This window comes from Haloparvum alkalitolerans, from assembly GCF_050122995.1.
Taxonomy (GTDB): Archaea; Halobacteriota; Halobacteria; order Halobacteriales; family Haloferacaceae; genus Haloparvum; species Haloparvum alkalitolerans.
Genome location: NZ_JBNLIA010000015.1, coordinates 120,009 through 133,227, shown reverse-complemented (window position 1 = coordinate 133,227; position 13,219 = coordinate 120,009). Strand labels below are relative to the sequence as shown.

13 protein-coding genes are annotated in these 13,219 nt (G+C 73.6%); 9 read left to right on the top strand and 4 right to left on the bottom strand.

The annotated features are described in order from the left end of the window. Positions 1-394 precede the first annotated feature (394 nt). The 6 genes from ACQE3L_RS14265 to ACQE3L_RS14240 all read left to right on the top strand — a co-directional run bounded on the left by ACQE3L_RS14265 (position 395) and on the right by ACQE3L_RS14240 (position 5,932). Positions 395-1,570: a M24 family metallopeptidase gene (locus ACQE3L_RS14265; RefSeq protein WP_426964534.1), complete on the top strand. Its 1,176-nt coding sequence runs from the start codon at positions 395-397 to the stop codon at positions 1,568-1,570. Continuing rightward, the gene (locus ACQE3L_RS14260; protein ID WP_426964533.1) at positions 1,571-2,716 is read left to right on the top strand and encodes a dipeptidase; all 1,146 of its coding nucleotides are present in this window, start codon (positions 1,571-1,573) and stop codon (positions 2,714-2,716) included. Positions 2,717-2,786: 70 nt separating this feature from the next. Beyond that, positions 2,787-3,404, top strand: coding sequence for an HAD family hydrolase (locus ACQE3L_RS14255; protein ID WP_426964532.1), 618 nt, complete (start codon positions 2,787-2,789; stop codon positions 3,402-3,404). Position 3,405: 1 nt separating this feature from the next. Further along, entirely contained in the window at positions 3,406-4,380 is a 975-nt protein-coding gene (locus ACQE3L_RS14250; protein ID WP_426964531.1) for a CobD/CbiB family cobalamin biosynthesis protein, read from the top strand. After that, entirely contained in the window at positions 4,377-5,216 is an 840-nt protein-coding gene (cobS, locus tag ACQE3L_RS14245; RefSeq protein ID WP_426964530.1) for an adenosylcobinamide-GDP ribazoletransferase, read from the top strand. Before ACQE3L_RS14250 ends, cobS begins: the two co-directional genes overlap by 4 nt. Then, entirely contained in the window at positions 5,201-5,932 is a 732-nt protein-coding gene (locus tag ACQE3L_RS14240; protein WP_426964529.1) for an NTP transferase domain-containing protein, read from the top strand. Before cobS ends, ACQE3L_RS14240 begins: the two co-directional genes overlap by 16 nt. A 370-nt stretch (positions 5,933-6,302) precedes the next feature. Here ACQE3L_RS14240 and ACQE3L_RS14235 read toward each other — a convergent pair whose 3' ends face one another. Next, a complete protein-coding gene (locus tag ACQE3L_RS14235) occupies positions 6,303-7,508 on the bottom strand; it encodes a threonine synthase (RefSeq protein WP_426964528.1) in 1,206 nt (401 codons plus the stop codon). A gap of 117 nt (positions 7,509-7,625) precedes the next feature. Between ACQE3L_RS14235 and ACQE3L_RS14230 the strand changes: the two genes are divergently transcribed. Beyond that, positions 7,626-8,939 carry an NAD(P)/FAD-dependent oxidoreductase gene (locus ACQE3L_RS14230; protein ID WP_426964527.1) on the top strand — a complete coding sequence of 438 codons (1,314 nt, stop codon included), beginning with the start codon at positions 7,626-7,628 and terminating at the stop codon, positions 8,937-8,939. 21 nt (positions 8,940-8,960) lie between these two features. Here the strand turns inward: ACQE3L_RS14230 and ACQE3L_RS14225 are convergent, their stop codons facing one another. Both ACQE3L_RS14225 and ACQE3L_RS14220 read right to left on the bottom strand, forming a co-directional pair. Continuing rightward, on the bottom strand, positions 8,961-9,605 hold the full coding sequence (locus ACQE3L_RS14225) for a J domain-containing protein (RefSeq protein ID WP_426964526.1): 645 nt from the start codon (positions 9,603-9,605) through the stop codon (positions 8,961-8,963). A gap of 94 nt (positions 9,606-9,699) precedes the next feature. Next, positions 9,700-9,957 carry an MTH865 family protein gene (locus ACQE3L_RS14220; protein WP_058367281.1) on the bottom strand — a complete coding sequence of 86 codons (258 nt, stop codon included), beginning with the start codon at positions 9,955-9,957 and terminating at the stop codon, positions 9,700-9,702. Between the two features lie 135 nt (positions 9,958-10,092). Between ACQE3L_RS14220 and ACQE3L_RS14215 the strand changes: the two genes are divergently transcribed. Both ACQE3L_RS14215 and ACQE3L_RS14210 read left to right on the top strand, forming a co-directional pair. Then, positions 10,093-11,148 carry a M42 family metallopeptidase gene (locus ACQE3L_RS14215; RefSeq protein ID WP_426964525.1) on the top strand — a complete coding sequence of 352 codons (1,056 nt, stop codon included), beginning with the start codon at positions 10,093-10,095 and terminating at the stop codon, positions 11,146-11,148. 225 nt (positions 11,149-11,373) lie between these two features. Continuing rightward, on the top strand, positions 11,374-11,988 hold the full coding sequence (locus ACQE3L_RS14210) for a plastocyanin/azurin family copper-binding protein (protein ID WP_426964524.1): 615 nt from the start codon (positions 11,374-11,376) through the stop codon (positions 11,986-11,988). Positions 11,989-12,027: 39 nt separating this feature from the next. On the opposite strand, the gene ACQE3L_RS14205 is transcribed toward ACQE3L_RS14210, so the two are convergent. Then, positions 12,028-13,080: a glycosyltransferase family 4 protein gene (locus ACQE3L_RS14205; protein WP_426964523.1), complete on the bottom strand. Its 1,053-nt coding sequence runs from the start codon at positions 13,078-13,080 to the stop codon at positions 12,028-12,030. Between the last annotated feature and the right edge of the window lie 139 nt (positions 13,081-13,219).

Here is a 13,219-nt window from a genome sequence, read left to right as displayed (position 1 = left end):
GGCGGCGCGGCCGCCTACGGTGCGGTGCGGTTTCGCGGCCGCGCCGCCGCCGAGGCTGGGGAGGTGCGAGGCTGCGGGGCGATGGCGGTGCAGAGCGGTCGCGGTGGGTGGGACTGAAAGGGGCAGTCGGCTCGATCCGGCCCCGACGACGTAAGCACCGCAGCGGGCGTTGCGGAGAGCGAGGAGCGCAGCGAGGCGCGGCCGGTCGAGCCGGCTGGGGCTTTCTGGGTGGTGCTGTCCAGATCAGCAGGATCGGCAACAGTCACAAAAACACCGCCCAGTGACAGAAAACAGACAAAAAACCATCTCTATACCCAGTATCGCGTTTTTCGTCAAAGGGGCGTTCGCGGCCGGTTCCCCACGTTTTTACTCCGCGGTCGCGGATCCGGGCGGTATGGCAACACGGCTTCCGGAGACGGAGTTCGACGCCCGACTCGCGGAGATCCGCGGCAAGCTCGCGGACACGGATGCGGACGCGGGCGTCTGGTTCGGCGCGACCAGCATCGAGTACCTCACCGGCTTCCACCACATCCAGACCGAGCGCCCGGTCGTGCTCGCGGTGACCGACGACCGCGTGGCGGTGACGGTCCCCCGGTTGGAGGTCGAGCGCGTCGAGCCGAACCCCCGGATCGACGCGGTGCATCACTACTTCGACTATCCGGGCGGGAAGCCCATCGAGACCGCGGTGGAGATGCTCCGGGGGCTCGACGTCGCGGCGGTCGCGGCCGACGGCGACGGCGCGCCGGGCGTGATGGGCTACGAGGGGCCGGCGCTGTCGGAGTTCCTCGACGTGGAGACGCAGTCGTGGGTCGACCGCATGCGCTGGGAGAAGACCGACGCGGAGGTCGACCTCGTCCGCGAGTCGGCCAAGTGGGCGAACCTCGGCCACCGCTACCTCGCGGACTACACCGAGGTCGGCGCCCACCCCGCGACCGTCTCACAGCGCGCGTCGACGGACGCCTCGCGCGCGATGCTGGACGCGCTCGGGGACACCTACAGCGTCCGCGTCCGGGGGAGCGGCCCGGTCCACGCCGGCTACATCTCCGGCGCCGAGACCGCGCTCCCGCACGGCCACACGCCCAACGAGCGCCTCGCGGAGGGCGACGTGCTGATCACGGGCGCGTCCGCGAACGTCGACGGCTACAACTCCGAGCTGGAGCGCACCATGTTCGTCGGCGACTACACCGACGAGCAGGAACACTACTTCGAACTGATGAAGGAGGCACAGGAGGTCGCCATCGACGCGCTCGGGCCGAGCGTCCCGGTCTCGCACGTCGACGAGCAGGTGTTCGCGTACGCGGACGAGCAGGGGATCGCGGACCTCCTCCAGCACCACACCGGCCACAACATCGGCCTCGGCGGCCACGAACCGCCGTACATCGACCGCGGCTGGGACGAGCGCTACGACGGCGCGGACGTCGAGATGGCGCCCGGCCACATCTACACCATCGAGCCGGGGATCTACACCGACGAGTACGGCTACCGCCACTCCGACACCATCGCCATCACCGAGACCGGCGTCGAGTGGCTGACGCACTTCCCGCGCGACATCGAGTCGAACACGATCTGAATGGCGGGGCGTCGTGCGGACCTCCACCTCGACGGCGAGCGCGTCTCCCTGATCGACGGGCACAACGACACCGTCCTGCGCTGTACCGACGGGGACAGGCGGACCGAGGCCGCCGCGGAGGTCGGGGTCGCCCCCGAGAACGTCCCCGGCGTCGACGCGGCGTTTCTGGAGGGCGGTGCGGGCGGCCACCTCGACCTCCCGCGCGCGCTCGAGGCGGGGCTCGCGGCGGGGCTGTTCGCCACCTTCGTCCCGAACGCCGCGGACCCCGCCTTCGAGGAGGGGTCGGTCGACTACGCGGCCGGCGAGGTGCCGCCCGCGGTCGACCCCGCGGTCGCCCGCGACGTGGTCCTCGAGCAACTCGCCGCGCTTCACCGGTGGGACCGCGCGAGCGACCGCTTCCGGCTGATCCGGGACGGAGCCGACCTCGACGCGTGTCTGGAGGCTCCCGGCGACGTCCTCGGCGCGGTGCCGCATCTGGAGGGCGCGGCGGCGGTCGCCCCGGACCTCGCGAATCTCGACCTGCTGTACGCCGCGGGGCTGCGCTCGGTCGGCCTCGTCTGGTCGCGGCCGAACGCCTTCGCCGAGGGCGTCCCCTTTCTGCACGACGCCTCCCCGGACACGGGTTCGGGGCTGACCGACGCCGGTGAGTGCCTCGTCCGCGCGTGCAACGAGCGCGGGATGGTCGTCGACTGCGCGCACCTCAACGCGGCCGGGTTCTGGGACGTGCTGGACGCCTCCGACGACCCGCCGGTCGTGACCCACGCCTGCGCGCACGCGGTCTGTCCGTCCAGCCGGAACCTCACCGACGAGCAGCTCCGGGCAGTCGGGGAGCGCGACGGCGTCGTCGGGCTCACCTTCGGCACGGGCTACCTCCACCCCGAAGGCGACCGGGACGCGACCGTCGGACTCGACACGGTCGTCGACCACGTTGACGCGATGGTCGGCGCGGCCGGGGTCGACGCGGTCGCGCTCGGATCGGACTTCGACGGCGCGTCGATCACCGACGCCGTCGGGGACGTGGCCGGGCTCCGCGACCTGCTCGACGCGCTCCGCGAGCGCGGCTACGACGAGCCCGCGGTCGAGAAGGTGGCGTGGCGCAACTGGCGGCGCGTGCTGACGGAGACGCTCGACGGCCGCGGTCGATAAATGCCGCCCCGGCCACGGGGACTGAACCCACCGACAGGTTCAACCCGGCCTTCCACCTACTGCCGGCAACGTGGCCGTAACGTTCGACCTGTTCGGGACGCTCGTCGACGTCTCCTATCCGACGGACCCGGCCGAAGCGGTGGCTCGGGAGCTGGAGGCGCGCGACGTGGCCGTCCCCGACGACTGGCACGTCGCCTACGGGGAGCGACACGTCGACGCCCCGGAGGGCGCCGAGGTTCCGCTCCCCGCACACGTCGCCCGGGCGCTGTCGTCCCGCGGCGTCGACGCGCCGGAGAACGTCGCCCGACACGCGGTCGTCGCGGCGTTCGACCCCGAGGTGACCGTCCGAGAGGGCGCGCACGCGGCCGTACGAAGCGCCGCGGAGCGCGGCCCGGTCGGCCTGCTCTCGAACTGCTCCGTCCCCGAGCTCGTCTCGCGGACCCTGATCCGGGCGGACCTCCGCGGCGAGTTCGACGCCGTCGTCTCGAGCGTCGCCTGCGGCTGGCGGAAGCCGCACCGGAAGGCGTTCGAGCGCGTCGCCGACGAACTGGGCGTCGCGCCCGCTGCGCTGACCCACGTCGGCGACGACCCGACGGCCGACGGCGCTGTCGCCGACCTCGGCGGCCGGTTCGTCGACGTGACCGAGACCCCCCTCGCGCGGCTCCCGGAGCGACTGGAGGCACCGTAGCGTGCCCGCCGCGGCCGCCGCCGCGGTCGCGCTCGCGGCGGTTCTCGACCGTCTGTTCGCGGAGCCGCCGGCGCGCCTGCACCCCGTGGTCTGGCTCGGCAAGCCCGTCGGCGCCGTCGACCGCCGCTTCCGCGGCTCCGCGCTCGCCGGCCTCCTCGCCGCCGCGGCGTTCCCGCTCGCGTTCGCCGGCGCGGCCGCCGCCGTGGTGTGGGCCGGCGGCGCCCTCGCGGCCGGCGTCGCTCCGCGGGGACTCGGCCTCCCCGTCGCGACCGCAGCCGCCGCCGTCCTCGCCGGGCTGGTGCTGTTCTCCTGTTCGAGCCTGCGGATGCTGCTGGACGCCGCGAGCGAGGTGGTGGCGCTGTCGGCGACGGACCTCGACGCGGCGCGGGACGCGCTCCCGGCGCTGGCCGGCCGCGACCCGAGCGACCTCTCCGCGGCGGCGGTGCGCTCGGCCGCCGTCGAGAGCGCCGCGGAGAACCTCGCCGACGGACTGGTCGCGCCACTGCTGGCGTTCTCGCTGGCGGCGGCCGGGGCGTCGCTTCTCGGCGCGTCGACGCCGTTCCTCGCGCTCCCGCTCGCCGCCGCCGCCGCGGCGTGGGTGAAGGGGGTGAACACGCTCGACTCCATGCTCGGCTACCGCGAGAAGCGGGCGGGGCGGGCGCCCGCGCGTCTCGACGACGCGGTCATGTGGCTCCCCGCTCGGACGAGCGCGCTCTGTCTCGGAGTGGCGGCGCGGTCGCCGGGCGCCGTCGCCCGGGCCCGCGAGTGGGCTCGCGTTCCCGCCTCGCCGAACTCCGGGTGGCCGATGGCGACCGCGGCGGCCGCCCTCGACGTGCGCCTCCGGAAGCCGGGCGCCTACGACCTGAACCCCGACCGGGATCTGCCCGACGTCGAGACGGCCGCCGACGGGGTTCGCCTCGTCGGGCGAGCGGGCTGGACCGCGGTCGCGCTCGCGGGGGTGACCGCGGCCGTATGACCGGCGCGGACGGCCCGAGCGACGACGCCGACCCGAGCGACGGCGCCGACCGGCCCGCGGCGCCGACCGGGCGCGCCGAGCCGATCCCCGCGCTCCGCGGTGCGTTCGGTTTTCTGACCCGATTTCCGGTCCCGGGCGGAGAGCTCGCGGACTGGGACGCGTTCCGGCGGTCGCCGTGGACGCTCCCGGTTGTCGGCGCAGTTCTGGGGGCGGTTGCCGGCCTCGCGTTCGCGCTCCCGGTCCCCGCACCGACCGCCGTCGCGGCGTACCTCCTCGCGCTCTACCTGCTCGGCGGGATCACGCACGCGGACGGGCTGGCCGACCTCGGCGACGCGCTGTCCGTCCACGATCCGGAGAAACGGCACGCCGTCCTGAAGGACGCCGAGACGGGCGTCGGCGGCGTGCTCGCGCTCGGGGTGACGCTCGCGGCGCTGACGCTCGGCGCGGTGGGTCTCGCGACCACGGCCGCGGCCGCCGGCGTGGCGTTCCGGATCGCCCTCGCCGCCGAGGTCGGCGCGAAACTCGGCATGGCGCTGCTCGTCTGTCTCGGCGGGCCCGCCCACGAGGGGCTCGGCTCACAGCTCGTCGGCGTCGTCGGGCCGCTGTCGGCGGTCCCGGCGGTCGTCGTCGCCGCGCCGGTTCTGCTCGCGCCGCCGACCGGCGCGCTCCCGGCGCTTGCGACTGCGCTACTTGCCGGGCCCGCGGTCGCGCTGGCGGTGCTGGCCCGGAGCGATCGGTGGGTCGGCGGCGTCAGCGGCGACCTGATCGGCGCGGCGAACGAACTCGGGCGCGCGGTCGCGCTCCACGCGGGGGTGGTCGCGTGGGCGCTGACGTGACGGGCGACCCGGAGCCGGTCCACGAGCCGGTCCCGGCGGTCCTGCTGTGTGGCGGGCGCGGAACCCGGCTCTCCGGCGCCGACGCGCCGTCCGCGGTCCGGGACGCCGAGAAGCCGATGCTCCCGATCGCCGGCGAGCCGATGGTCGCGCGCGTCCTCGACGCGCTGCTCGCCGCGGAGCGGGTCGGGGTCGTCCACGCGGTCACCTCCCCGCACACGCCCGCAACGGCGGGGTTCCTGGAGGACCGAGCGACGGCCGCCCGCTCCGACGAAGAGGGCTCGCGCCCCGTCCGCGTGATCGAGGGTTCCGGCGAGGGGTACGTCGCTGACCTCGACGCCGCGATCTCGCGCGTGGGAACGCCCGCCGTCACGGTCGCCGCGGACCTTCCCCTCCTTGCGCCCGCGGACGTGGACGACGCGGTCGCGCACGCGGCGGGCGACTCGCTCGCGGTCTGTGTCCCCGCCGCCCTGAAGCGGTCGCTCGGGGTCAGCGCGGACACGACGTTCTCGGCCGCGGACGCGGGCTCCGGGGAAGGCGAGGTGATGGACGGCGCGGGCGACGACCGCGAACTCGCCCCCACCGGCCTGAACGTCGTCGGCGAGGGCGACGACCGGCTTCGGGTCCGCGAGGACGCGGCCGGCCGGCGGCTCGCGGTGAACGTCAACCGCCCCCGGGACGCTGCGGTCGCTGATCGGCTGCTTTCCGAGGGCGAGTGAGTCGGAGCGAACCCCCGTGTTGGGGACCGTGTTCGGGCTGTTTCTGCGTCTGTTGCGGACGTTGTTGATCTGGACAGCAACACCTCGAAAGCCCCAGCCGGCTGCCCCTTTCAGTCCCGCCCCGCACCGCGACCGCAGCCTCACGCCCCCCCAGCCTCGCCGCGGCCGCGGTCGCGCGACCGCACCACAGCGCGACCGCGGTCGCGGGCTCCCTCGCGCGCGTTTCTCGCGCGCGCCGACAGCACAGCATCACAACAGCCCAGTACCGCAACAGCACCGTACCGCAACAGCACAGCACCACAACAGCACCGTCTCCACAACAGGATCACCTCACGGCGTCGTTCACGTCACGCTAACGCGGTGTGTCCCCTCAGATCCCCTTGCCCATCAGGTGGCTACGGAGCACGTCGGGCGTCTTCACGCCGCTCTCGGTGTTGATCAGGACGACCTCGTCGTCCGGGTCGAAGAAGTCCTCCTGTGCGAGGGCCCACGCGCCCGCGGGAGCGACCCCGCCCGCGGCGCCCATCTCCAACACCTCGTTCTGCGCGACGGTCACCGCGCTCTCGAGGATGTCGTCGTCGCTCGCGGTGACGCCGCGGCCGCCCGTCGCGCGGACCGCCGCGACCGCGGCCGCACCGCCCGCGGGGTCGGGGATCTCCAGTTCGCCGCAGATCGTGTCCGGCGTCTCCCACGGCTCCGGCGCGTCGAGACCGCGGTCCAGCGCCGCGGAGACCGGCGCGCACCCCTCGGGCTGGGCGGCGACCAGCGTCGGCACCGCGTCGAGAAGCCCCAGCTCGCGGAGCTCGCGGAACCCCTTCTCGAGCCCGACGATCAGCTCCCCGGTGCTGGTCGGGACGACGACCGCGTCGGGCACGTCCCACGCGCGGTCCGCCGCGATCTCGTAGGCGACCGTCTTCGCTCCCTCGTGGCGGTAGGGGGTGGTGAACGCCCCCAGGTCCGTGTAGTCGGTCGCGAACTGCTCGTCGACGGCCGCCGCGGCGTCCGGGAAGCGGCCGCCGACGACGCGCATCTCGCCGCCGTGGACGTTCGTCATCGCCTTGTTCGAGAAGGCGCACCGCGAGGGGACGAACGCGTACGACCGCAGGCCCGCGCGGCCGGCGTACGCAGCCATCGACTGCCCCGAGTTGCCGGGCGTCGCGGCCGCGAGCGGCTCCACGTCACGGGACGCCGCGTGCTCGCTCGCGGCCGCGACCGCGAGACACATCCCGCGGTCGTGGAACGTTCCGGTCGGGTTGCGCGCCTCGTCCTTTATCAGCACCTCGCCGACGCCGAGTTCGCCGGCGAGCCGGTCGGCGCTCACGAGCGGCGTCCCCCCCTCGGCCGCCCCGGGGAGCGCCGCGGCCGGGAACGGTAGCAGCGCGTCGAACCGTCCGACTCCGCGGCCGCGTGCGGCCTCGGAAGCCGCCTCGCGGAACGCCGCCGAATCGACGGCGTCGTAGTCGTAGGTCGGGTCGAGCGACCCGTCACACTCCGGGCACCGGCCGGCCGTCGTCGCGTCGTGGACGGCGCCGCAGCCTCGGCACTCCAGCCCCTCGAACGCGTCCGTCGTCTCCATGCACGGCCCTTGTGACAGCGGCGACTAAGCCCTTCCCGTCTCGGCTCGCTCGGCCGCGGGAGCGGACCGCCGCCCTCCGCCGCCGGGACTTTTGGCCCCGCGCACCCAACGACGGGCATGGACGACGACTCCGAGGTCGCGGTGGTCGGCGGGGGGCTCGCGGGGCTGACGGCGGCCGCCCGGCTGGCCGAGCGGGGCCGCGACGTGACCCTCTTCGAGCGCCGCGAGCGCGTCGGTGGCCGCGTTCGGAGCCGGACCGTCGACGGGTTCACGCTCGACCGCGGGTTCCAGGTGCTGTTCACCGCCTACCCGGCGGTCCGCGAGGAACTCGACCTCGACGCGCTCGACCTCCGGCGGTTCGCGCCCGGCGCGACGATCTGTCGCGATGGGTCCCGAGCCGTCCTCTCCGACCCGATCCGGGACCCCCGCCACGCGGTCGAGTCCGCGCTGAACCACGAGGTACCGCTGACCGACAAGCTCCGGACGCTCGCGCTCAGACACGACCTCCTCCGGCGCCCCGAGGTGGAGTTCTTCGTCGGTCCGGACGAGTCGATCCGCGAGTACCTCGACGAGTGGGGGTTCTCCGACGCCTACGTCGAGCGCTTCGTCGAGCCGTTCTACGGCGGGATCACGCTCGACCGGAGTCTCTCGACCTCCTCGCAGGTGTTCGAGTACACCTTCCGCGCGATGAGCCGCGGCGGAATCGCGGTGCCGGCTGCTGGCATGGCCGCGGTCCCCGACCAGTTGGCGGCCCGCGCGAGCGAGGCCGGCGCGCGGATCGAGACCAGTCGCGAAGTCGTCCGGATCGACGCCGAGGGCGGCGAGGAAGGGGGGAGCGCCGACGGCGCGGACGCGACCGTCTCCTTCGCTGACGGCACCGCCCACGCCGCGGACGCCGTCGTCGTGGCCGCGGACCCGAAGACGGCGCGCCGACTGACCGACGTGCGCTCGGTCCCGACGGAGGGCGTCGGTTGCGTCTCCGCGTGGTACACGCTTCCGGAGGGAGCCACCTTCGAAGCCGGCGGTCGGATCCTTCTCAACGCGGGCGACGAGCGGCCGAACACGGTCGTCCCGATGTCCGACGTCGCGCCGGAGTACGCGCCCGACGACCGCGCGCTGATCAACGCGACGTTCGTCGACGAGGCGGCGCCCGACGCCGACGACGGAACGCTCCACGCGGCGACCCGCGAGGCGCTGGCGTCGTGGTTCCCCGAGCGCTCCTTCGAGGGACTGGAGCCCGTCGCAGTCGACCGGATCCCGTTCGCACAGTTCGCACAGCCGCCGGGGTTCCGGGCGGACCTGCCGAGCGTCGACGACCCCGACGGGCCGGTGTGTCTGGCCGGCGACTACACCGAGTGGTCCTCGATACAGGGTGCGATGGCGAGCGGGCGGGCCGCGAGCGACGCGGTCGCGGAGCTGTTGGCGGAGTGAGAGCCTCGGTGGTCCGGACGGCTACCGGGTCCCCCGAGTCTCCGGGACCGGATCGACCGAAGCCTCTCCCTCGACGTGTGCGCTCGCGGTGGCGTACGCCTCGCGGACGCGCCTGAACGCCGCCTCGTCGCCCCCCTGGTCGGGGTGGACCTCCTTGACGCGCTCGCGGTAGGCCCGCTTGACCGCCGCGGCGTCCGCGGTTCGCGGGACGCCGAGTTCGTCGAACGCGGCCGCGACCGGATTCGGCGTCCGGCGGGCCCGCGGTTCCGGTTCGGGCACGTCGAAGGGGAGCCGCCGGCCCAGCGAGTGGCCGGGGAGTTCGTGCTCGGCGAGCACGGCGCTGACACCGGCCTCGCGCAGTCGGAAGTAGTCGTGTGCGTCGAAGGTGATCGCCACCTCGCGCTCGGGGAGGAAGAACGGAACCGTCACGCCGTCGACCGCGTGGTTCTCGCGGACGCGCTCCCCGATGGAGCGCAGGTAGTCTCGCACCTCCATCCGTCGGCGTTCGGCGCCGTCCACGCTGGGCCCGCCGCCGGCGCGGTTGCGAGCCGGGAACAGCCGGTCGGCGGCGTAGAAGGTCGCGGCGACGACGCCGGTCGCGGCAAGCCCCAGCGCGACGCCGACGAGCAGCCACGCCGGCAGGAGTCGGACGATGTCGACGACCACACCCCGCGTAGGGACGCGGGGCTCAAGAACCTCTCGTCGGTGTCAGTCGTCGCTAGCACGGCAGAACGGAGGTCGCGAGTGCGGTCCGGCCGACTCAGAGCATGCCCTGCGACTTCAGCCCCTCGATGACGTCGTCGACGAGGGAGTCCACGTCGGCGTAGGGGAACTCCTGTTCGCTGCCCAACTTGGCCGCGAGCTCCATCGCGGTGAAGCTCACGTCGCCGGCCTCGAACTTCGTCGCCGGACCGTCCGGCAGCGCCGGAACGAGGTCCATCTGGCTGTCGACCGGAAAGTCTGCGCCCTCGAAGGCGTCGCGGAACTGTGCACGGAGTTCGGCTTCGACGTCAGTCATGTCTCCACGTCCAGCCACGGACCGCAAAAGCGTTCCGGAACAACGGTAAACTGGTTCTTGGTGGATCCGTGCGCGGATCCGGGTCGGCGTTCCGGAACCTCCGCGGTTATGTCGACGGAGCCGCCACGCTCGGGCATGTCGTTCGACTTCGACTTCGACCTGCTGCGCGAGTTGACCGAGGCGCGGGGCGTCCCCGGCTACGAGGACCGCGTCCGCGAGATCGTCCGCCGCGAGTTCGCGGAGAGCGTCGACCGCGTGCGCTCCGACGCGATGGGCAACGTCGTGGGCACGATCGAGGGCGAAAGTGACTACGCGGTCGCCGTCGCCGCCCACATGGACGAGATCGGCTTCATGGTCAGACACGTCACCGACGAGGGGTTCCTGCAGGTGGACCCGCTCGGCGGCTTCGACGCCCGCGTCCTGCGCGCTCAGCGCGTGACGGTCCACGCCGAGGAGGCGGATCTCACCGGCGTCATCGGGTCGGTTCCGCCGCACACGCTCACGGAGGAGCAACGCGAGGCGGACGACGAGGTCTCGGACGTCTACATCGACGTGGGCCGCGACGGCGAGGCGGTCGGGGACCTCGTCGACGTGGGCGACCTCGTGACGCTCGACCAGACGACCACGCGGATGGGCGACCGCGTGACCGGAAAGGCGCTCGACGACCGGGTCTGCGTCCTCGCGATGCTGGAAGCGGCGCGGCGGATCGAGGACCCGGCGGTGACGGTCCACTTCGCCGCGACCGTCCAGGAGGAGGTGGGCCTCCGCGGCGCCGAGGCGCTCGGCGTCGACATCGACCCCGACCTGGCGGTGGCGCTGGACGTGACCGTGGCGAACGACGTGCCGCAGATCCCCGACGAGGCCGACGCGGTCACCCGGCTGGGCGAGGGAGCCGCGATCAAGCTGAAGGACTCCTCGGTGATCACGAACCCGAAGGTGACGGCGCGGCTCCGGGACGTTGCGGCGGCGGAAGGGATCGACCACCAGACGGAAGTGCTGCCCGCGGGCGGGACGGACACGGCCGGGTTCCAGAACAGCGCGGGCGCGAAGCCGGTCGGCGCGCTGTCGATCCCGACGCGGTACCTCCACACGGTGACCGAGACCGCGGACGGCGACGACGTCGCGGCGACGATCGACCTGCTGACCGCCTTCCTGGAGTCGGAGACGGGGGAGAACGACTACACGTTCTGAGACCGGCACGGGTCGGCCGCGGCGCTCCGGCGGCGCCGCTCGACGATGGCGAACAGGCGGCGCACCGCTCCGCGTCCCCGGCGGCGCGCCGCGCGACCGCCTCGACGCGCCGAGGACTCCGTTCAGGTCACGGGGCGGGTTCGCCGCGTCATGGGTGATAAATGACCGGAGCGGTCCGAGCGGCGAACCAAAGTATTCACTACGGGGCGTCGCCAACCGGGAGGTATGAGTACGGACGACGTCTCCCGGCGCAGGTTTATGCGGACTGCCGGCGGGGCCGCGGCGGCGGGCGCGGCGGTCGGCGCGAGCGGCACGGCGGCCGCTCAGGAGGAGGAGCCCGACTGGCCGAGCGCGACCGAGGGCAACGTCAACAGCTACCAGGACGCCCGCGGACAGGACGAAGTGACGGTCTCGGTCGGTGCCGGCGACGGGCTGGCGTTCGACCCGACCAAGATCTGGGTCGACCCCGGGACGACGATCGTCTGGGAGTGGACTGGCGCGGGCGGCGACCACAACGTGCACGCGGTCGAGGGGCCGGCGTCATTCCAGAGCGAGATCGTCGGCGAGGAGGGCCACACCTTCGAGTACGAGACCAGCGAGGAAGACGTGGGGATCACCCACTACCAGTGTGACCCTCACCAGCAGGTCGGGATGCACGGCGGGCTCGCGGTCGGCAGCGACATCCCGACGGTGGACACGGGCGGCGGCGAGTCGAACGCCGTCTTCATCCCCGACGCCGCGAAGGCGCTCGGCGTGGCGACGTTCATCGCGATGGTCGCGACGCTCGGGCTCGCGTTCTTCTTCATCAGCTACGGCGGCGACGGCGGCGCGGCCCAGTAGGCCGTCTCGTCGCGCCGAGAAGCCGATCTCTGCCTTCGGTCAGGACTCCCCGTTCAGCAGCGACCGGTACCGTTCCAGAACCGTCTCAAGCACCGCGCCGTGGTCGTACTCGGCGTACGTCTCGTCGACGGTCCGGTGGTCGAGCGCGCTCGCGTCGGTGATCTCCGCCGCGAGTTCCGCGGGGCTGGTGACCAGGCTCGACCGCTCGCGCCCCTCCACCAGTTCGTGCGCGCTGGAGCCGGCCTGGTACTCCACGAGGCCGACGCAGCCGCAGGCGAGCGCGCGCAGGAGGTCGACCGCAAACGTCTCGCGCGTGGCGGTCCACGCCGCGACGTGCGCGCCGCGGAAGAGGGGGATCCGCTCCGCGACGGGCAGGTCGCCGAGGAACGTCACGCGGTCGTCGATCCGGAGGTCGCTCGCGGTGCGTTCGGCGGCGGCACGCTCGGGTCCGTCGCCGATCACCGCCGCGTTCCAGTCGCGGCCGCGGAGCTCCGCGAGTCCGAGCAGGAACGTCTCCACGTTGGCGTGCCGGTCGATCCGCCTGGAGTAGACCAGGTCGAAGCGGTCGTCGACCGGCGCGTCGCGGACCGCGTCGAAGTCGACGCTCTCGGGGACCACCGTCACCGCGTCGTCGCTCGCGCCGTGTTCCCACACCCGGGTTCTGACGGTCCTCGCGGGCGTGAGGACGGCGTCCGCGCCGCGGGCGGCGAGCCGGTAGCGGCCCGCGGCGTCCGTCGGGCGGTCGTCCCACCAGTCGACGACGACCGGGACGCGGAGGAGCCGCCCCGCGAGCTCCGCCGCGACCGCGCCGCCGGGCGGACTGTTGACCGCGTGGACGAGCTCGGGGCTCGCCCGGCGGAGCGCCGACGGCAGTGTCGCGACGAAGCGGGCGGGCGCCGGCTCCCGGGTCACTCGCCGGTAGGTGATCCCGTCCTCCTCGAAGGCGTCGTGGTCGCCGCCCCACCACTGCGCGCACAGCCACGTCACGCGGTGGCCGCGGTCGGCGAGCAGGCGGGCGAACCGTCGCGTCCGGGTCCGGGCGGGCGTCTCCCCGTGGTGGGGAGTGAACAGCGAGACGAACGCGACGCGCATGCCCGAGCCAACCGCGTGCCCCGACATAAATGCCGGCGGTTCCGGCGACGCGGTTTCGGTCGACCGCGGGATGAGGCGCCCGTCGGCGACGGTCCCCGACGGCCGCCTCCGTTCGAAAGGCGGTCGCACCCTCGCCCAC